Source organism: Streptomyces sp. NPDC104761 (assembly GCF_055583445.1).
On sequence record NZ_JBVJNZ010000002.1, the window covers coordinates 304,602 to 323,765 of the forward strand.

Genomic DNA, 19,164 nt, shown 5'->3' on the forward strand with positions numbered 1-19,164 from the left:
GGGGAGGACGCGTCTCCCCGCACCCCGAACAAGGCGGGGTTGTGTTCCAAAACGCGTTCTCCCGGCCACACCCCCCCCCCCCCCCCCGAACCCCCCCGCCCCCCCCCCCCCCGCGGCGGCGTGGCCGGCCGGGGCGGGGCGAGGTTCCGGCCGGCACACGCCCGGAGCAGGCGAAAGCCGCACAACGACCACCTCGCCAGTGTGGCACCGGCCACGGTGACCCGCGAACCCGCTGCCGGGGGGGCCGACAGGACGTCAGCCTGTCCGGTTCGTCCTGCTATGCCACTCTGGTAAGGGGAGTCACCAGCGGTAGCCGTGTCGGCACCCCGGCACGGACGGGAGGTAGATGCGGACATGCCTCACGACGGCAGTGCCGGGGCCGGACTCCCGCAGCCGGAGGCGGCCGGGGCCGGCGTCTCGGACACCGGCGCACCACCGGAGCCGGAGACCCCCGTGAATGTCCGCGCCCTGACGTTCGCCGGAGCGGCGTCGGCAGTGCTCTACGTGCCCGACGCGGATTCTGACGACCTTCGGTCGGTGGACACGGCCGGACGCGCCCCCGCCGAGTACGGGCTGCTGGAGCGCGTGGCCCTGTCCGGCGGCTCGCCCGCGGCCCGCGCCTTCCGCGCCTGCCGCCCGCTGTGGCTGACCCCCGCGGCACTCGGCTGCTGCCCCGAGGGATCTCCGGCGCCGCCGCGAGCCCGGACCTCGCTCGGTGCGTTGCCCCTGGGCACCGAGGGCAGACGGCTCGGCTGCCTCGTCGTGGGCGCCGGCGAGAACGGCTTCGAAGCCGAGCAGCAGCACTTCCTGGAGCGCTACGCGGACACGGTCGCCGACGTGCTGGCGGGCGAGGCCGGAACCGGAGGAGGGCCACGGCCGGCCCACCTGAGTTCGGCGCTGCGCCGCATGCGCGTCGGCTCCTTCGTCCTGGTGCCGGAGACCGGCATGCTCGACGCGGACGAGACACTGCGCGAACTGTTCGGCATGGAGCCGGACGACTTCGACGGCACGGCGGACTCCGTGCTCGCGCGCGCCCTGCCGGAGGACCTGCCCGCACTGATGTCGGTGCTGGAGCCGTCCTCCGGCGCGTCCGGCCGACGGAGACTGGACTTCCGCGTCCGGTGCCCCACCGGTGAGATGCGCTGGCTGAGCCTGAACTGCCGCGTGGCGGCGGGTGCCGGCGACCGGCCGGAGCAGGTGCTGGGCGTGGTGACGGCCCTGCAGCGGGGCGACGACGACGTCTCCCGGATCCAGTGGCTGACCGCCATGCTCGACGAGGCCGCCACCGTGCGCGACGTCAGCCAGGTGATGGTCACCGCCCTGCACGAATTTCTGGCGGCCGACCGGGTGGCGGTCGCCGAGTTGCAGCACGAACGGCTCCAGGTCACCCTGCTCGACCCGCCGCAGCGCGCTGCCTGGCCGCGGACATGGCGTCCGCAGTGGCGTTCGGAGTGGCCCGACGCACCCCTCAGCGCCCTGCCCACCCTGCGGAGAGCTCTGCGAGACGGCCGGATGGGCCTGTGGCCGGCCGGCACCGCCTTCGAACCGGGGCTCGACGGCATCGGCCCCGGAGGCCTTGCCGTCCTGCCGCTGCCCGCCAAGGGCGAGGCCGCCGGTGCATGCCTGATCGGCTGGGACCGGCCGCACGAGTTCGCCCCCAGGGAACGTGCGCTGCTGACCGCCACCGCCGCACTGGCCGGTCAGGCCCTCACCCGCGCCCACGCCCATGACGCCGAACAGGAACTCGCCACGATGCTGCAGCGCAGCCTGCTGCCGCGCCGCCTGCCCGGGCTTCCCGGCGGAACCGTCGTCGCCCGCTACCTGCCCGCACGGCGAGGACTGCAGGTGGGCGGCGACTGGTACGACGTGATCGCCCTCTCCGAGGACCGGGTGGCGCTGGTCATCGGCGACGTGCAGGGCCACAGCGCCGCAGCCGCGACGATCATGGGACAGATGCGTACCGCGGTCAGGGCGTACGCGGTGGAGGGCCATCCCCCCGACGTGGTCGTCTCGCACGCCAACCGCCTCCTCGTCGGCATGGAGACGGATCTGTTCGCCACCTGCTGCTACGCCGAACTGGACATGGACGAGGGCGACGTCCTGTTCGTCCGGGCCGGGCACGTCGCACCGCTGCTGCGCCATCCCGACGGCAGCGCCGAGGAGGTCCAGGTCGAGGGCGGCCTTCCGCTGGGCATCTCCATGGACGCGGACTTCCCGATGACCGCCGTCGCACTGGCGCCCGGAATGATGCTCGCCCTGGTCACCGACGGGCTGGTCGAGGCCGCCGATCTCTCCCTGGACGAGGGCATGCGCCGCGCACGCGCCATTCTCGCCACGGCCGACCCGGCGGATCCCGGGCGGGTGGCCGACGACCTGCTGGGCGACCACGGCCGTCGCGAGGACGACGTGGCGCTGTTGCTGCTGCGCTACGACGGCATGAGGACCCGGCCGGTCCGGTCGGGCTGGGTGGTGTGGCGGCTGCCCGACGCCGTCATGCACGCCCGCCGCTTCACCGCACGCACGCTGCGCCGCTGGAAGGTCGAAGAAGCCACCGATGCGGTGCTGCTGGTGGTGTCCGAACTCGTCACCAACGCGCTGGTGCACACCCAGGGCCCGGTCCGTCTCGAACTGGTGCTCCGCGGGGACCGGGTGCGTGTCTGCGTGAACGACTCCTCTCCGCGGGCGCCCGCCAAGCCCGTCATCGTGGACTGGGAGTCGACCGGCGGCCGGGGGCTGCTCCTGGTCGAGGCGGTGTCGGAGTCCTTCGGCACGGTGCCGGTGGCCGGCGGCAAGCAGGTGTGCAGCGAGATAGCGGTACCGGGTCGTGAACCGGCTTCCGTGGGCGCAGGACCGGGCGCCGAGGACGGTGACCGATCATGACGTGCCGGAGGCCGTGCGCATCGTCTCGTACGCGGTATGTCGTGAGCGCGCTCGTCGCGGGCCTGCTGACCATGTCCTCGGCCGCCTGTACCGGAGACGGAGCGGCCACCACGGACAGCTTCACCGTCGGCCTGCTGCTGCCGAGCCGGGTGGTGCCCCGCTGGGAGAACGCCGACAAGCCGCTGATCGAGCAACGGGTGAAACAGCTCTGCCCGCACTGCACCGTCGCCTACGCCAACGCCGACGACGACCCGATGGCCCAGCGGCAGCAGACGATCGCCATGATCACCAAGGGCGTCAGGGTCCTCATCCTCGGCGCCACCGACAACCGGGCGCTGCGCTCCACCGTCCAGGAGGCGCACAACGCGGGCGTCCCCGTCGTCGCCTACGACAGGCTCGCCGACGGCCCCGTCTCGGGCTACGTCAGCTTCGACGGCGTCCAGGTCGGCGCGCTGCAGGGCCGGTCTCTCCTCAAGGCCATGCACGCCCCGGCCGGGGGCGGGACCACCATCGTCATGATGAACGGCGACCCGACCAGCGCCAACGCCGCGTCGTACAAGAGGGGTGCGCTGTCCGTCCTGCGGGGCAAGGTGCGGATCGGCCGTTCCTACGACACCCCGGGCTGGAGCACGGACAACGCGCATGCCAACATGTCCGCCGCCGTCTCGGCCCTGGGCCCGGGGCGGATCGACGGCGTCCTGGCCGCCAACGACGCCATAGCCGCAGGCGTCATCTCGGCGCTCAGGAGCGCCCATGTCAGGCGCCTCCCACCGGTCACCGGCCAGGACGCCGACCTCGAAGCGGTGCAGCGCATCGTCGACGGCGAGCAGTCCATGACGGTGTACAAGTCCTTCCGCGCGGAGGCCGGAGCAGCCGTCGCCATGGCCCTCGCCCTGGGCCGCGGGGAGAGGCTGAACACCATCGCCACGACGACGACCGACAGCCCCACCACCCGCCACATCCCGTCCGTGCTGCTCCCCCCGGTAGCCGTGACGACCGCCACCATCAAGCAGACCCTCGTCGAGGACGGTGTGTACACCGTCGCCCAGATCTGCACACCGCGGCTGCGGGCCGCTTGCGCGAAGGCAGGGCTGACTCCGTAGCCGGACAGGACCGGTGCGAGGGGGCCGGCGGGCTTCGAGGGGTGCAGCGGGCGGCTATTCGCCGGTGGCACCGTCGATGGCCTCGCGGAGGAGATCCGCGTGGCCGACATGGCGGGCGTACTCCTCGATCACGTGCTCGAGGACGAACCGCACGTCGGTGTCACCGAATTCCGGGTTCGGCACGATGCGCGCGAGGTCGACCGTCACCTCCGCGAACACCTGCCGTGACTCCTCGCACGCCTTGAGGTAGTCGTCGTGGACGTCCCTGGCCGGCGTGGCGTCCGACTCGTCGTACCACTCGCCACCGTCAGCCGTGACGTAGGTCCGGTAGGGGAAGAAGCGAGGCGTCGTGCCGGCCAGCGTCCGCTGGAACCAGGCGCGCTCGACCCCCTGCAGATGGCGCATGAGCCCCAGGAGGGTCAAGGCCGACGACCGGAGGGGACGTAGCCGCAGTTGTTCGTCCGAGAGGCCCTCGCACTTCCACAGGAAGGTCGCTCGGTGGTAGTCGAGATTCGAGGCGATCACCTCCAGCCACGGGCCCGATACCGCGCGCTCAGGCCGGACGATCTTCTGGACCACCACGTCGCTCACCCTGGATCCTCCTCACCGGTCAGCCGGCCCGGCGCCTGTGCCGGCGCCTCACGAGCACGTCCGCCCGAGATGACCTCTCTCCGGCCCGGAACTCATCGCTCGGTGGGCTACGGCATGGGCACCGCCTGCTCGCCCCAGATGGTCTTGCCGGTGCGGGTGTAGCGGGTGCCCCAGCGCTGCGTGAACTGGGCGACCATGAACAGGCCGCGGCCGCCTTCGTCGAAGACCCGGGCCCGGCGCAGATGGGGACTGACACTGCTTCCGTCGCTGACCTCGCAGATCAGCGTCTCGCCCTTGATGAGCCGCAGCCGGATCGGCCCTCCCGCGTGCCGCATCGCGTTGGTGACCAGCTCGCTCACCACCAGCTGCGTGACGAACGCGGCCTCCGCCATTCCCCACAGGGCGAGCTGTTCCGCCACGAGGCGACGGGCGTCGGCGACGACCGAGGGATTGCCGGGCAGGTCCCAGCTGGCGAGGCGGTCCTCGTCGAAGACGCGGGGGCGGGCCAGGAGCAGGGTGACGTCGTCGGCCTGCGGTTCGCAGCACAGGGTGTCCAGGACGGTGTCGCACAGAGCGTCCAGCGTGGTGGCCGGGGCGGCGAGGGCGCCGCACAGGTCGGCGAGCCCTTCGTCGAGGTCGCGGTTCCGGGCGGTGAGGAGACCGTCCGTGAACAGTGCCAGCAGGCTCCCCGCGGGCACGATGACGTCCGCCGCCTCGAACGGCAGACTGCCGAGACCCAGCGGGGGGCCACAGGGCATGTCGACGACACTGCTGGTGCCGTCCGGGTGGATCAGCACGGGGGCCGGGTGTCCTGCGCGGGCCAGGGAGCAGGTGCCGGAGACCGGGTCGTAGACGGCGTACAGACAGGTGGCGCCGATGTCGCCGGGGATCTCCTCGGTGGGCTCGCCACCCTGCTCACCCGCGGTGTGGGTGATGATGTCGTCGAGGTGGGTGAGGAGTTCCTCGGGCGGCAGGTCGATGTCGGCGAGGGTGCGCACAGCGGTCCGCAGGCGGCCCATGGTCGCCGAGGCGTTGATGCCGTGGCCCACGACGTCGCCCACCACCAGGCCGACTCGTGCCCCCGGCAGCGGAACCACGTCGAACCAGTCACCGCCCACCTGGGCGCCGCCACCCGCGGGCAGGTAGCGGGCGGCCGTCTCCACCCCGGGGTGCACGGCGGACTCCCGGGGAAGCAGGGCGCGCTGCAGCGCGAGCGCGATGCCGCGCTCCCGTGTGAACCGGCGAGCGTTGTCCAGACAGATCGCGAGCCGGTCGACGAGGTCCTCGCTGATCGCCGTGCAGTCCGGCCCGAAGGCCTCCTCGTGCGAGGCCGCGTACCTGACGAACAGGACTGCCCCGAGGGAGACGCCCTGAGCACGGATCGGCACGGCGATGAGCGAGTGGGGGCCGAACGTCTCCGCGAGCGACGCCTGGACGGGGTCCTCGGCCAGCCAGCCGCTGATCTCGGCATCGCCGGTGCTCCGGCGAACGGCTCGGCCCTCGGCCAGACACCGCGCGACCGGCGACGATCGCGGGTGGGTGTGCACTTCCGCGGCGCCGGTCGCCGCGTCGGGTCCGTGCCCGGCGGCCCACCGGTGGGCCGCCCTGCGCAGGACGGTGGCGCCCCGGGACAGGAGGGGCGCGGGCAGCTCGCCCTGGAAGACGGGCTCCAGAAGGTCCACGCTGACGAAGTCGGCGAAGCGGGGGACAGCGAGTTCCGCGAATTCCCGTGCGGTACCCACGATGTCCAGGCTCGTACCCACGCGGGTCCTGGCCTCGCTGATCAGGGCGATGCGCTCCCTTGAGTCGTACTGCTGGGAGTAGTCGGACGCCGCGACGCCCACCGCGCGCACCGAGCCGTCCGCGTCCCTGAGCGGGAAGACGTCCATGGCCCAGGCGTGTGCCTTGGCCTCCCCGGGGAGCCTGACGATGGGCTCCGCCGCTTCCGCTCTGCCGGTCCGGGCCACGCGGAGGACCCGCCGCTCCACCTCCTCGATCGCGTTGCCCTGGAGGATCTCGGTCAGGCGCCGGCCGCGGGCCTCCTCCTCGGTGAAGCCCCCCGCACCCAGCATCGGCCGGTTCCCGCGCAACAGGCACGCGTCGAGGTCGCAGATCGCCATGGCGAGCGGCTGCTGCTCGAACGTCCACTGCGGGAGCAGGGCGTCCCGGGGTGGGCCCGTCGCGGCCTCGGGCACGGCCGTCAGCAGCAGCAGGAAGCCGCAGTCCCGATCGGTGTCCTGCAGCGGACACAGGTACAGCCGCGCGCGCAGGGGGAGGCCGTCGCGGTGCCGCGGCGCTCCCTCGGCCGTCAGCAGGTTCTCCACCGGCCTGCCGACGATGTCGGCGGGCGCGTATCCGAGCAGTTCCTGCGCACCACTGCTCCAGTGGGTGACGCAGCCGTCCCGGTCCAGCACGCCCACCGCGGCGGACGCGTCCAGGCGGGCACTGGTGAATCGGCGAGTACTGCGCCTGCCCCAGGTGTGCATGGTGGTCTCTGCTCTCTCGTCGCAGGCAGTATCCACAGTGCCCCCGGCATCATGCGATGGCAACTCTCGAGATGCGGTCGTCGGCCGCTGCTGGATACGCTCGCTGGGCGGCCGGGTGACGCTGCCCCGAGGCCATGGTGTGGCAGCCGCTCCGTCCCGCCCCGGAACCGACGAATTCCGCAGTAGTCCAGACCTCTGCAGTGTTCACGCCTCCACGGGAGGAAGGTTGCGATGAGGTGCACTCGCAAGCGCATGCGCACGGCAAACGCCACGGCGGCGGTCGTGATGGCCGTCCCGCTGGCGCTGGCAGGTACGGCGCCGCAGGGTCACGCGCAGGACGCGTCCCCCAGCCCGTCGGGCACGTTCGGTTCCGGCTGCGCGGGGCTCGCGCAGAAGGTCGGCACGGCCAGGGACAAGGTCGTGGAGGCCGCGGCCGCGTATCCGCAACTCAGCCATCTGGTCTCCGCCGCGGTCAGGGCGCATCTGAACGGCGCCCTCGACGAGAAGCCCGGCATCACCGTCTTCGCACCGAACGACCAGGCCTTCCAGGCGGCGACCGTGGCGCAGTTCGCCTCGATCCTGGCCGACCAGGGGCAGTTGAAGAAGCTGCTGACCTACCACGTCGTGGACCGGCAGATCACCCCGGACGAACTCTCGCACGGCTCCTTCAGGACGGTGGAGGGCAGCAAGCTGACCACGTCCGGCTCGGGCACCGACTTCAAGGTCAACGGCGAGGCGAACATCGTCTGCGGCAACATCAAGGCGGCGAACGCCACCATCTACGTCATCGACGCGGTCCTCGAGCCGCCGTCCTGACCGAGGAAGCCGGCGTCGACGCGTCGCACGCCGAGGTCGCCGAAGGCGCCCTCGGCGTCCGGGCGGGGGTGCAGTTCGGCGCCGGATACGACCTGGACGGGCCCACCGTGTGCTGACCGCGGTGGGCCCGTCCGTCCGCAACCGGCTGGCGGACCCCTTCCTCCCCGAGCAGCAAGCGGAGAGCAAAGCCATAGCAAAGTGCCGCCCCGGTGCGTCACCGCGCTGATCAGCCTCGAATGTGACGTCCGCCAAATGCTTTGCATTTCGCTCGCGGAATGCCTAGCCTCAAAGTGTACGAAACGGTTTCGATCAGTTAGTGGGCCGACGGCCCCGAGTCCCAGGAACGAGGTGTCGTCGGATGGGGGCTCCGCAGGCAGCCGCGGAAACCGGGGCGGCGCCCCGCCGGCGCAGGCTCACTCCCGAACGCGAGGGCGAGTTCTACGACGCCGTCCTGGACGGGCTGCGCGAGTCCGGCTACGACGCCCTGACCATGAACAATGTCGCCGCCCGCTCGCACTGCAGCAAGGCGACGCTCTACCGGCAGTGGCAGGGCAAGCCGCGACTGGTCGCCGCGGCCCTCCGGCACTGCCGGCCCTTCGACCCCGGCGGGCCGGACACCGGTTCGCTGACGGGCGACCTCCACGAACTGGCCCGGCGCTTCACCGGGGCACGCAGGGACGTCGAACTCGCCCGGATCATCTCCCCCGCGCTGCACAGGAACCCCGACCTGGCCGAGGCGATGCACGAGGCCGTCGTCGAACCGGAGCTGAGAACGCTGCGGGAGATCGTCGAGCGGGCCGTGGCCCGTGGCGAGATCCCACCGGACTCCCCCACCGCCGCCCGCCTCCCGCACCTGCTGATCGGCGCGGCCCTCGCCCGGCCCCTCGTGGAACGGCGCGAGGCCGACGCGGACTACCTCACGCACTTCCTGGACACCGTGATTCTTCCGGTGCTCACCAGTACCTGATCCCCTCGCTTCCGGAGAGCCCCCCTCATGTCATCCACTTCTGTCGACTCCGTCGACGCGCACGCCGGCGTCGCACCGGCCCAGTCCTCGTCGGTCCGCGGCGCCAGACACCAGGCACCGCACCGGTGGATGGTGCTGGCCGTGATCGGCCTCGCCCAGCTGATGGTGGTGCTCGACTCGACGATCGTGAACATCGCCCTGCCGTCCGCCCAGCGCGACCTGGGCTTCTCCAACGACGGCCGGCAGTGGGTGGTCACCGCCTACTCGCTGGCGTTCGGTTCGCTGCTGCTGCTCGGCGGCCGGCTCGCGGACTTCTTCGGCCGCAAGACCACCCTGCTGATCGGCCTGATCGGGTTCGCCGGCGCCTCCGCGATGGCCGGCGCCTCGCAGAACCTGACGATGCTGATCGTCGGCCGGGCGGTCCAGGGCGTGTTCGGCGCGCTGCTCGCGCCCGCCGCGCTGTCCCTGCTGACCACGACCTTCACCGACGCCAAGGAACGCGCCAAGGCGTTCGGCGTCTACGGTGCGATCGCCGGCAGCGGCGGCGCCATCGGCCTGCTGCTGGGCGGCCTGCTGACGGAGCACCTGAACTGGCGGTACACCCTCTACGTCAACCTGCCGATCGCGGTCGTCGCGGTGATCGGCACCGTGGTGTTCGTCCGCCGGCCCGCGAAGGCCCCGCGTCCCCGGCTGGACACGCTGGGCACGATCCTCGCCGCGGGCGGCATGTTCTCGCTGGTGTACGGCTTCGCCAACGCCGAGACCCACCCGTGGGGCAACTGGATGGTCTGGGCCTTCCTGGCCGCCGGTGGCGTACTGCTGGCTCTCTTCACGTTCTGGGAGACCCGGACCAGCCATCCGCTGCTCCCGCTGCGGGTGCTGGCCGACCGCAACCGCGCGGCCGCCTACCTCTCGGTGTTCGTCACCGGCGCGGGCATGTTCGGGATCTTCCTGTTCCTGACCTACTACCTGCAGGAGACGCTGCACTACTCGCCGGTCAAGACCGGTCTGGCCTTCCTCCCGATGATCGGGGCGCTGATGGTGTTCGCGCAGCTGGCCACCATCGTCGTGGTGCCCCGGGTGGGCGCCAAGCCGATCGTCCCGGTCGGCGCGCTGCTCGCGGCCGCCGGCATGGTCTGGCTCACCAGGCTCGACCTGCACTCGGCCTACACCTCGGACGTGCTGGCACCGCTGCTGATCATGGGCGCCGGTATCGGCATGGTGATGCCGCCCGCGATGAGCCTGGCCACCCTCGGCGTCGCGCCGCAGGACCAGGGCGTCGCCTCGGCGACCACCAACACCATGCAGCAGGTCGGCGGCTCCATCGGCACCGCGCTGTTCTCCACCCTGGCGGCGACCTCGGCCACCGACTACGTCAAGGACCACCACCCGGTGACCCCGCTGGTGAAGGCCAACGCCGCGCTGCACAGCTACGCCACTGCCTACTGGTGGGCGGCCGGCTTCTTCGTCGTGGCGGCCGTCCTCGCGGCGGTGCTCTACCGCAAGGGCAGCCCGACGGCCCAGGCCCAGGCCGTGGAGACCGCCCCCCGCGCCGCCCTCGAGGAGACCGGCCCGGCGGAGCCCGTGACCCTGGTCCAGCCCCGGACCGAGGCCACCGCGGTTCTGCCGGATCCGGCCGCCCTGACGGTGAGCGGCCGGGTCCTCGCGGCCGGCGACGGTGTGCCGGCACCGGGCGCCGTGGTCACGCTGATCGACCCGACGGGGCGTCAGCTCGGCCACGCCGTCGCCGACCCCGCGGGCCGCTACGCGGTCGCCGTCCCGGCCGCGGGCTCCTACGTCCTGGTCGGCTCGGCCGCCGGACGCCAGCCGCAGGTGGCCACCCTCACGGTGGGCGGCTCCCCGGTCGAGTACAACCTGGTGCTGACCGGCACCACCGGTCTGACCGGCAGCGTCCGCTCGGAGGGCCTTGCGGTGACCGGAGCCCTGGTGGTCGCGACCGACCTGTTCGGCGAGGTGGCCGACTCCACGGTCACCGGCGCCGACGGCGGCTACCGGCTCGGCGAACTGGTCGCCGGGGAGTACGTCCTGACCGTGAGCGCCGAGGGTCACCGGCCCACCGCCGTCGCGGTGACCGTCGGGGACGCCGGGGCCGCCCAGGACATCCTCCTCGCTCCGGCCGCCGCGGTCCGCGGCACCGTCCGGGGCAGGAACGGCTCGCCCCTGACCGACGCCCGGGTCGCCCTGCTGGACTCCGCCGGCAACGTGGTCGCCTCCCGCACCACCGGCGAGGACGGCGAGTACGCGTTCGCGGACCTGCCCGGCACCGAGTACACGGTGGTCGCCTCCGGCTACCCGCCGGTGGCCGCCCCGGTCCGGCTGAACAGCACCGGGCAGGACGGCTTCGACCTCTACCTCGCCCACGAGGAGACCGGTCAGGAGGGCACCCGGCAGTCCGGACCGCTGGGCTGACACCCACCGGCAAAACCTCGCCGGCAGAGCCGGGCGGCACGGGTACGGCACCCGCGGCGCCCGGCTCTGCCGCGTCACCGTGCGACACCGCACGGGAGCCGGTGGCCGGATCCCGCGCCTGCCGCGCGGCGGGCGGGGCACGGGGGTGTCACCGGGACGGCGTCGGTGACCCGAAGGGCTCGGGAGCGGGCCGGAAGCGGATCGGAAGCGGCTCGGTTCTGGCCACGGAAGCGGCGGCGCTGGTCACCTCGTAGGCGTCAACCGCCTTGTCGCGCCCCACTGTTCACCGCCCGCTCCGGGGGGCGGCCGGGGCGGGGCGCGGTGCACTGCCGTCACCGCTGGAGAACCCCATGACCCAAGCTGAGCCGACGCCGCCCGCCGGGCGTCCCGACCCGCTCTCCGCCCATCGCGCGCCGCCCTCCTACCAGGCCCCGGGGCTGATACCGCCCGGCGGGCCCGCCCGCACCTGGGGGCTCGCGGTCATCGCCACGCCCCTGCTGCTCGCCCTGCTCCTGGCCCTGATCGGCGGCCTGGCCGGGGGGTCGTCCGGGTCCTCGTCCGGAACGTCCGGCACCGGCTACGACTCGGGCCTCTTCGGGTCGGGCACCTCAGGTTCGGACACCTCGGGCTCGGGCACCTCGGGCTCGGACACGTCAGGCTCGGACGGCGGCGGTACGGCGGGGACGGACGACCAGCCGGCCTACACCGACCCGACGACGGCGTCCGCATGGCCGTACGGCGACACCACCACCTCCGGGGCGACCGCGACCGACGGCTCCTACGGCGACCCGACGGACACCGCCACCGCCGCCCCGAGCGCGAGCCCGACCGCGCCCGGCGACGTCGTCACCGCCTACTTCGCGGCGATCAGCTCCCACGACTACGAAACCGCCTGGGCCCTCGGCGGCAAGAACCTCGACCCGAGCTACGACAGCTTCGTCTCGGGCTACGCCACCACCGAGCAGGACACCGTCACCGTCGAGTCCGTGGCGGGCGACCAGGTGCAGGTGACCATCGAGGCGCTGCAGACGGACGGCACGACGAAGTCGTACGACGCCACCTACACCGTCCGGGACGGCGTGATCACCAGCGGCACGGCCACCCAGACCGGCTGACACCCACCCGGGGCGTGCCCGCAGCGGTGCGCCCGCACGAGCGGAGCGCTGAACCACCATGGCCACACAGACACTCGACCCCCGTCCGCCCGGCCCTGCACCACAGGAGCCGTCGCAGCACCGCGCCTACGCGCGCACCAGGGCCACCCGGCTGCTGTCCGCGGGTACCTACCTCGATCCCGGCTACCGGCGCGCCGTCATCCGGGAGCTGCTGCACAGACGTTTCCGGGTCGTCGCGCCCTCCTACGGCTACGACGCCGTCTCGGTCCTCGCCCACGCCCTGGCCGCGCGCCGGCTGCGCCGCATCCAGTGGGGAGTCGCGGCCGGCGTGGACTTCGCGGTGTTCCTGCTGCTCGCCAACGGGGTGCTCAACGCGTTCCTCGGCGTGGTCCTGCTGTGCTGGGTGCCGTGGGCGGCGGCCTACCTGCGCCGGATCGTCACCCTGCACGTCCTGATGACCCGGGTGCGGGAGAACGGCCCGGACGGCGGCTTCGACGGCGCCTGCCCGTCGCACGCCAGGCTGACCGACGCCCTCGCCCGCAAGATCGACCACGAGCAGGCCGGCCGCAGCGGACTGGTCTTCTACGGCGGCTACCGGCCCTTCGTCGGCGCGGGTCTGCCGCTGCGCGACTGGTCCAACGCGCAGTTGCTGCTCGGCGCCCCGAGGACCCGGATCACGGCGCGCAAGACCGCGGACGGTGCACCGCCCGACCTCGACACCGTCGAACGCAGGCAGGTCGTGCCGTTCGACGTGCACGAGATCACCAGCCAGGTCGCCGCCCGGCTCGCCGCCGACCTGCGGGACGAGACCCGCCCCGAGGAGCGGATCGACGGGCTGACCGTCGAGCAGCGCCGCTTCACCACCGCGATCCGCACCAACGACCGCTCCAGGGGCGCCGGCTGGTCCAAGCTGCCCAGCGGGGTGGAGGACCTGCCCGACATCCACTGGCGGGAGGACTACGACGCGGCCCGCGAGTACCTGTGCGTGCGCGTCGGGTCCTGGAACGAGGAGCTGGTGACCTCGGTCTTCGTCGGGTTCGACCTCAAGGGCAACACGCTGCACACCGAGTTCTACACCTACGTCCTCGGACCGCTCGTGGAGGACTACCACCTGGTGGACCAGCTGCCCGCCGCCGTCGACGGGCGGCTTGCGGTGCGGGTCGCGTGGGACATGTTCACGGCCCTGGTGCGCTGGTGGGTGACGCTGTGGATGTGGCCGCTGCTGCTGGTCCCGGAGGGGTTCCTGCCGGCGTGGCTGGCCCACTGGACCCGGCCCTGGCGGGTCAGGCGGGCCAGGCGGGCCGCGGCCGCGCTGCTGCTGTCGGACCGGGTGGAGGACAGCAGCGAGTTCCGGCTGGGCCGGTACGTCAACCGCTGGCTCAACTGCGGTGCCCTGGCGAGCGTCCGGGAGCTGGCCACCAGCGAGACGTACCACCACTTCTTCCAGCAGTCCGACGCGGTGAAGTACATGCAGATCGTCGAACGCCGGCTGCTGGAGAACATCCGCGCCTTCCTCGACGAGCACGACGTGGACCTCGCCGAGCACGACCGGGCGCAGACCAACATCCTGCTGGGCGACAACAGCCAGAACTTCTTCGGCGGCCGGCAGGACAACTTCGGGTACAACTACCAGCCGTCGAGCGGCGGTTCGTCAGGAAAAGCGGGGTCGTGACCATGAGCCAGGGAAACACCGGCGGCGACAGCAGCCAGAACTTCTTCGGCGGCCGGCAGAGCGGCTTCGGGTACAACGTGTACAACACGCCGCAGGAGGACCGGGCGTCGGCCGAGCAGGAGGCGGCGCGCGCGGCCCAGGCCCGCGCGGACCACGGCCGCAGCCGCAGCGTCTTCGTCGTGCACGGCCGCGACGAGGAGGTGCGTACGGCCATGTTCGGGCTGCTGCGCCGGCTGGACCTGCGCCCGCTGGAGTGGGAGCGGCTGGTGCGGAGCACCGGGGGCACCGCGCCGTTCCTCGGCGAGGTCATCGAGAAGGCGCTCTCCCAGGCGCAGGCGGCGCTGGTGCTGCTCACCCCGGACGACGTCGCCAAGCTCCACCCGCACCTGCTGGGCGACAACGAGCCTTCCTACGAGACCCGGTTGACCGGCCAGGCCCGCCAGAACGTGCTGATCGAGCTCGGCATGGCGCTGATGGCGTACCCGGAGCGGACGATCATCGTGGAGGTCGGCCAGGTACGGCCCGCCGCGGATCTCGGGGGCCGCAACGTGATCCGCTTCGACGGCTCCGAGACCGCCGTCTCGAAGATCGTCCAACGGCTCAAGGGCGCCGGGTGCGACCTCGACGACACCCGGCCGGACTGGCGTGACACCTCGTACTTCGAGAACCTGGCGGCCTATCGCCGGCTGGCCTGACGGGCGCGTGGCGGGGGGCGGGGGGCCGTGGGCCTTCCCGCCCCCCTTCCCGTGCGCTACCGCTCCGGACCCGACGCCAGGGCGGCCAGGAACGCGGCCAGCTCGCGCATGTCGATGCCCGCCAGTTCCTCGGGGCGCACGACGACGCGCAGTTCGCGGCAGATCGGGGCCTCCCGGGAGCGGGCCACGAAGGACATCAGGATCAGCCGGAGCAGGCTGTCCCGATCGAGGTGGCCGAGGCGGGCCAGCCCGGACCCGGTCAACGGCATGGCCACCCGCTCCAGTTGGGCGTGCGCGCGCAGTGCGTCCCACAGCCCGGCCAGGCCCCGCCACAGGTCCTCGACGCCGGAGGCGGCCACGTAGTCGTTGCCGATCCTGCTGTAGGCCACGCCGAACACCAGCCGCGGGCGGGTGCCCAGCACCGCCACCGTGCCGACCGGGTAGCGGTCGAGCTTGCCGAGCGGCTTGTCCGCCCGCTCCTCCCGCGCGACCGGCGCGGCCGCGGCGAGCGCCGCGTCCAGCTCCGCGTCCAGGCGGTCCGCGGCGCCGCCGTAGCGGCGGTCGAGGAGCTGGGCCTGCACGCTGTCGCCGTTGATGAGGCGGCCGCCGGCCGACAGGGTGTCGAAGGTGTCGCAGAAGCCGACGACCAGGTGGGCCGGCTGGTCGAACAGGTCGCCCGTCTCGACGATTACCGTCATGTCGGGCCGCCGGAACACCTGCCGCACCCGGGCCGCCGGGCGGGACCGCAGCAGCCCCCAGCCCAGGCAGGCTCCCACCGACAGCCCGACGACCGCGCCGGGCGCGCCGTGCGGCACGAACGGGCCGACGACCTGGGACACGGCGGACAGCCCGCCGAACGCCACCATCGTGTCGCGCAGGAAGACCTGCCGGGCGCGCCTTGTACCACGCCGGAAGGGGTTCCGGGGTCGTATCGGGTCCATCGGGGCCAGTCCGGCGGAATCACCCGAACTCATGGTTTCCCCAAGGCATCATGATAATCTTTCAGTCACTATGGCTGACGCAGAGTGACGCTGAACCGCCGGGGGGCGACGCGGATGGCCGGTGCGCGAGCACATATCCGGGTGAAGGTACTGGGCCCGGTCCAGCTTGAGGTCGACCGGGTTCCGGTTCGGCTGACACCGCTGACCGTACGGCTGCTGGTGCGCCTGGTGGCGGCCGGCGGCGAGGCGGTGCCGGTACGGCAACTGCGGCGCGACGTGTGGGGACTCGCGGACGAGCCGCGCCACCTGGACCAGCGCAACCGCAACGAGGTGCAGAAGAGGGTCCTGGAGCTGCGGCGGGCGCTGGCCCCCGGCGCCCTGGGCCAGGACAGCGCGGGTACGGCGGTCCTGCGCACCGAGCAGCAGGTCACCGTGCAGGGCCCGGAGACCGCCTACCGCCTGGTGCTGCGGCCCGAGGAACTCGACAGCGCGCGGTTCACCGCGATCGTGAACGACGCCCTGCTCGCGCCCCCGGCCACCGCCGCGCACCGGCTGTCCGAGGCGCTGTCCCTGGTGCGCGGCCGGCCGCTGGCCGAGGTGAACGGCGAGGGGTTCGCGGTGCCCTTCGTCCGCCGCCTGACCGCCCTTCAGGACGCGGCCCGCCGGGAGCTGGTCCGCGTGCAGACCGACCTGGGGCGGCCCGAACTCGCCCTGCCGGTGGCCGAACTGATCACCCACGAGCATCCCGACGACGTCGAGGCCGCGCGCACCGTGGACGCCCTGCGCGCGGAGCTGCGCGCCCGGCACGGGGCCGAACTGCTGCGGCACCGGGTGCCGTTGGAGGGCCAGCGTGCCGACGTGGTGCTGGTGCGCGGCGACCTGTTCGACCAGACGGACTGCAACCTGGTGATCGGGTTCTCCGACACCTTCGACACGGAGACCGCCGAGGACCTCGTGATCAGCCGGGAGAGCCTGCAGAGCCAGCTCGTCGACCGGCTGTTCGCCGGGAAGCGGCGCCTGCTGGACGACCGGCTGCGGGCGGGGCTGCGCTCGGTGAAGCCGGTGGGCACCGAGACCGTACGGGCCAAGCCGCTGGGCCGCAGGGTCCGTTATCCGGTGGGCACGACCGTGGTGGTGCCGGTCGAGGGCCGCCGGGTGTTCGCCACGGCCTACTCGCGGCTCGGCAACGACCTGGTGGCCAGGTCCAACCACGCCGACCTGCGGCTGAGTCTGGCGAACCTGTGGGCCTCGGTCGCTATCAACGGCCTGTTCAAGCCGGTCGCCGTCCCGCTGATCGGCTCCGGCCTGGCCCGGGTCACCGATCTGGACCGGGGCCAGCTGGCCGCGCTGATCGTGGACTCGTTCATCGAGGCCTGCCGCCGCTACCCGGCCCTCACCCCCGAACTCCGGATCGTCATCCTGCCCCAGGAGCTGGCCCGCACCGATCTGGCCCCGGTGGAGCGGCGCTTCGAGGACCTGGTGCTCGGCCTGCGGGCGGCCGACTGACGCCGAAGGTGAGACCGGGCGCCGGCCCGGACGTGTCCCCCGGGCCGGCGGGCTGCTCCGCATCTGTCCGTTCCCCCTTCGCGGCATCGTCCGCCGTCCGCGCCTCGCACCGGTGCGCCCGGCCTCACCGCCGTTAACGACACCACCCCGGCCGCTTCCGCCGGCACCCTCCAACCGCTTCCGATCCGGTTCCGAGCAGGACGGTCCCTTCCGACCGTTGGGTCCCGCACCGATCGGGTCTATCGTCGGAATCATGGGGCCAGGAGGAGGAGGACGGCCGGTGATGCCGCAGGACGAGGCCGTGATCGGCTGCACGGGGAAGGTGCTCATCGGAACCCGCGGTGCCACCGGGCCAGGCGAGGTCCTGGTACAGGTCAGGGGCGGCTCGGAGACCTTTCTCGCCTGGTCGGAGGATCCCCTCCCGGTCGGCGCGACGGTGCTCGTGATCGAATCACGGGGATGCCGCGAGGTGTGCGTCATCGAGTGGGTGGATCCATTGGACGCGCTCGGCGACAGCGCCGAGGCCGGCTGAGGAGAGACAGGAATGTTCGGATACCGCGTACCCGCTCCCGACGAGGCGATGTTGATCTCGGGGGGCAGGCGGGGACTGGGGGGCGCGCCGTTCCGAGTGGTCACGGGGCACGGCAAGTTCGTGCTGCCGGTCGTACGGAAGGTCCGTTTCCTCACCCTGTCCATGTGTGAGTCCGAGGTCACCGAGACCTGTGTGACCAGGCAGGGCATCTCGCTGCATGTCCGCGCGGTCATCGCCTTCAAGGTCGGCAACGACCACGAGAGCATCATCAACGCGGGCCAGCGGTTCCTCTCCGACCAGGAGCAGATGTCGGTGCTGACCGGCCGGATCTTCGCCGGTCACCTGCGGGCCATCATCGGCTCGATGACGGTCGAGGAGATCGTCACCGAGCGGCAGAAGCTCGCCGCGGAGGTGCTGGACACCTCGAAGACGGAGATGGCGAAGATCGGTCTGATCGTCGACTCGCTGCAGATCCAGTCCATCGACGACGGCGACACCGGGTACATCGACGCGATGTCCGCGCCGCACAAGGCCGCCATCCAGCGGCAGGCGCAGATCGCGCAGGCACAGGCCACCCAGGCCGCCGTCGAGGCGGAGCAGGCGGCGGCCCGCAAGCAGGCCGAGTACGCCCGGCAGACCGCCATCGTCAAGGCCGAGTACTCGGCCGAGGTGGACCGCGCCCAGGCGCAGGCCGGCCAGGCCGGGCCGCTGGCGCAGGCGCACGCCCAGCAGGAGGTGCTGGCCGCCCAGACGGAGCTGGCCCAGCGCCAGGCCAAGCTGCGGCAGGAACAGCTGGTCGCCGAGGTCGTCAGGCCCGCCGAGGCGGAGGCGGAGCGGGTCAGGATCCTGGCGGCCGCCGAGGCGCAGCGGATGAAGATCCAGGCGGAGGCGGCCGCGTCGTACGACCGGGTGGCCCTGGACCGGATGCTGATCGACCAGCTCCCGCAGATCGTCAAGGAGGCCGCGGGCGGCCTCGCCGGTGCCAACGTCAACGTCCTCAACGGCGCGGACGGCCTCGGCGAGATCGCGGCCGGCCTGGTGTCCCAGGGCCTGACCATCCTCGACTCGGTCCGGCAGAACCTGGGCGGCCAGGACTCCGACGGACAGCGGCCTGACGGTCAGCGGGCCGAGGGCCGCCGCTCCGGGGAGGGCGAGGGCAACAGCAGCAGCCTGCTTCAGCTGCCGACCGGGAAGGGACGGAAGTCTGACGACGGTCCGGTGGACGTCGACTGAGCGCTGACCGCTCCGCGGAAGCGCCGCAGTGGGCCACCGGCCGGCTGCGGCGCCGTCGTGGCTGGGCGCGCAGTTCCCCGCGCCCCTTTGCGGGGCTGGGATCGACGTCGGTCAGGTCGCGGCTGGGGTCCACAGCCGCAACAGGCCGGCGGTCGGCTGCGGCGCCGTCGTGGCTGGGCGCGCAGTTCCCCGCGCCC

The 19,164-nt window shown here is 72.6% G+C and carries 14 protein-coding genes; 11 read left to right on the forward strand and 3 right to left on the reverse strand.

What is annotated here, in order from left to right; all coding sequences use genetic code 11:
- Positions 1-354 precede the first annotated feature (354 nt).
- On the forward strand, positions 355-2,880 hold the full coding sequence (locus ACZ63F_RS07895; RefSeq protein ID WP_469709643.1) for a SpoIIE family protein phosphatase: 2,526 nt from the start codon (positions 355-357) through the stop codon (positions 2,878-2,880).
- Entirely contained in the window at positions 2,877-3,983 is a 1,107-nt protein-coding gene (locus tag ACZ63F_RS07900; RefSeq protein ID WP_469709644.1) for a sugar ABC transporter substrate-binding protein, read from the forward strand. Before ACZ63F_RS07895 ends, ACZ63F_RS07900 begins: the two co-directional genes overlap by 4 nt.
- A gap of 54 nt (positions 3,984-4,037) precedes the next feature.
- On the opposite strand, the gene ACZ63F_RS07905 is transcribed toward ACZ63F_RS07900, so the two are convergent.
- Both ACZ63F_RS07905 and ACZ63F_RS07910 read right to left on the reverse strand, forming a co-directional pair.
- Positions 4,038-4,574: a DinB family protein gene (locus ACZ63F_RS07905; RefSeq protein ID WP_469709645.1), complete on the reverse strand. Its 537-nt coding sequence runs from the start codon at positions 4,572-4,574 to the stop codon at positions 4,038-4,040.
- Positions 4,575-4,681: 107 nt separating this feature from the next.
- Positions 4,682-7,060, reverse strand: coding sequence for an ATP-binding SpoIIE family protein phosphatase (locus ACZ63F_RS07910; protein ID WP_469709646.1), 2,379 nt, complete (start codon positions 7,058-7,060; stop codon positions 4,682-4,684).
- 252 nt (positions 7,061-7,312) lie between these two features.
- Here ACZ63F_RS07910 and ACZ63F_RS07915 point away from each other — a divergent pair, with 252 nt between their 5' ends.
- The 6 genes from ACZ63F_RS07915 to ACZ63F_RS07940 all read left to right on the forward strand — a co-directional run bounded on the left by ACZ63F_RS07915 (position 7,313) and on the right by ACZ63F_RS07940 (position 14,755).
- Positions 7,313-7,876: a fasciclin domain-containing protein gene (locus tag ACZ63F_RS07915; RefSeq protein ID WP_469709647.1), complete on the forward strand. Its 564-nt coding sequence runs from the start codon at positions 7,313-7,315 to the stop codon at positions 7,874-7,876.
- Between the two features lie 358 nt (positions 7,877-8,234).
- Positions 8,235-8,843 carry a TetR/AcrR family transcriptional regulator gene (locus ACZ63F_RS07920; protein WP_469709648.1) on the forward strand — a complete coding sequence of 203 codons (609 nt, stop codon included), beginning with the start codon at positions 8,235-8,237 and terminating at the stop codon, positions 8,841-8,843.
- A 27-nt stretch (positions 8,844-8,870) separates the two neighbouring features.
- On the forward strand, positions 8,871-11,273 hold the full coding sequence (locus ACZ63F_RS07925) for an MFS transporter (RefSeq protein ID WP_469709649.1): 2,403 nt from the start codon (positions 8,871-8,873) through the stop codon (positions 11,271-11,273).
- A gap of 350 nt (positions 11,274-11,623) precedes the next feature.
- Positions 11,624-12,388 (forward strand): hypothetical protein, encoded by a 765-nt coding sequence (locus ACZ63F_RS07930; protein ID WP_469709650.1) that lies wholly within the window; start codon positions 11,624-11,626, stop codon positions 12,386-12,388.
- A gap of 58 nt (positions 12,389-12,446) precedes the next feature.
- Positions 12,447-14,060 (forward strand): hypothetical protein, encoded by a 1,614-nt coding sequence (locus tag ACZ63F_RS07935; protein ID WP_469709651.1) that lies wholly within the window; start codon positions 12,447-12,449, stop codon positions 14,058-14,060.
- 2 nt (positions 14,061-14,062) lie between these two features.
- Positions 14,063-14,755: a TIR domain-containing protein gene (locus tag ACZ63F_RS07940; protein ID WP_469709952.1), complete on the forward strand. Its 693-nt coding sequence runs from the start codon at positions 14,063-14,065 to the stop codon at positions 14,753-14,755.
- 56 nt (positions 14,756-14,811) lie between these two features.
- On the opposite strand, the gene ACZ63F_RS07945 is transcribed toward ACZ63F_RS07940, so the two are convergent.
- A complete protein-coding gene (locus ACZ63F_RS07945; protein ID WP_469709652.1) occupies positions 14,812-15,696 on the reverse strand; it encodes a macro domain-containing protein in 885 nt (294 codons plus the stop codon).
- Positions 15,697-15,837: 141 nt separating this feature from the next.
- Between ACZ63F_RS07945 and ACZ63F_RS07950 the strand changes: the two genes are divergently transcribed.
- The 3 genes from ACZ63F_RS07950 (at position 15,838) to ACZ63F_RS07960 (ending at position 18,967) form a co-directional block, all read left to right on the forward strand.
- Positions 15,838-17,202 carry a macro domain-containing protein gene (locus tag ACZ63F_RS07950; protein WP_469709653.1) on the forward strand — a complete coding sequence of 455 codons (1,365 nt, stop codon included), beginning with the start codon at positions 15,838-15,840 and terminating at the stop codon, positions 17,200-17,202.
- A 283-nt stretch (positions 17,203-17,485) separates the two neighbouring features.
- Positions 17,486-17,734 (forward strand): hypothetical protein, encoded by a 249-nt coding sequence (locus ACZ63F_RS07955; RefSeq protein ID WP_469709654.1) that lies wholly within the window; start codon positions 17,486-17,488, stop codon positions 17,732-17,734.
- 12 nt (positions 17,735-17,746) lie between these two features.
- On the forward strand, positions 17,747-18,967 hold the full coding sequence (locus tag ACZ63F_RS07960; RefSeq protein ID WP_469709655.1) for a flotillin family protein: 1,221 nt from the start codon (positions 17,747-17,749) through the stop codon (positions 18,965-18,967).
- Positions 18,968-19,164: the final 197 nt, after the last annotated feature.

Excerpts from the sequence above, each read along its gene's own strand:
- ACZ63F_RS07915 (WP_469709647.1), top strand. The coding sequence starts at position 7,313 with ATGCGCACGGCAAACGCCACGGCGGCGGTCGTGATGGCCGTCCCGCTG.
- ACZ63F_RS07940 (WP_469709952.1), top strand. The coding sequence starts at position 14,063 with ATGAGCCAGGGAAACACCGGCGGCGACAGCAGCCAGAACTTCTTCGGC.
- ACZ63F_RS07925 (WP_469709649.1), top strand. The coding sequence starts at position 8,871 with ATGTCATCCACTTCTGTCGACTCCGTCGACGCGCACGCCGGCGTCGCA.
- ACZ63F_RS07910 (WP_469709646.1), bottom strand. The coding sequence starts at position 7,060 with ATGCACACCTGGGGCAGGCGCAGTACTCGCCGATTCACCAGTGCCCGC.
- ACZ63F_RS07900 (WP_469709644.1), top strand. The coding sequence starts at position 2,877 with ATGACGTGCCGGAGGCCGTGCGCATCGTCTCGTACGCGGTATGTCGTG.
- ACZ63F_RS07895 (WP_469709643.1), top strand. The coding sequence starts at position 355 with ATGCCTCACGACGGCAGTGCCGGGGCCGGACTCCCGCAGCCGGAGGCG.
- ACZ63F_RS07935 (WP_469709651.1), top strand. The coding sequence starts at position 12,447 with ATGGCCACACAGACACTCGACCCCCGTCCGCCCGGCCCTGCACCACAG.
- ACZ63F_RS07945 (WP_469709652.1), bottom strand. The coding sequence starts at position 15,696 with ATGGACCCGATACGACCCCGGAACCCCTTCCGGCGTGGTACAAGGCGC.
- ACZ63F_RS07960 (WP_469709655.1), top strand. The coding sequence starts at position 17,747 with ATGTTCGGATACCGCGTACCCGCTCCCGACGAGGCGATGTTGATCTCG.
- ACZ63F_RS07920 (WP_469709648.1), top strand. The coding sequence starts at position 8,235 with ATGGGGGCTCCGCAGGCAGCCGCGGAAACCGGGGCGGCGCCCCGCCGG.
- ACZ63F_RS07955 (WP_469709654.1), top strand. The coding sequence starts at position 17,486 with ATGCCGCAGGACGAGGCCGTGATCGGCTGCACGGGGAAGGTGCTCATC.
- ACZ63F_RS07930 (WP_469709650.1), top strand. The coding sequence starts at position 11,624 with ATGACCCAAGCTGAGCCGACGCCGCCCGCCGGGCGTCCCGACCCGCTC.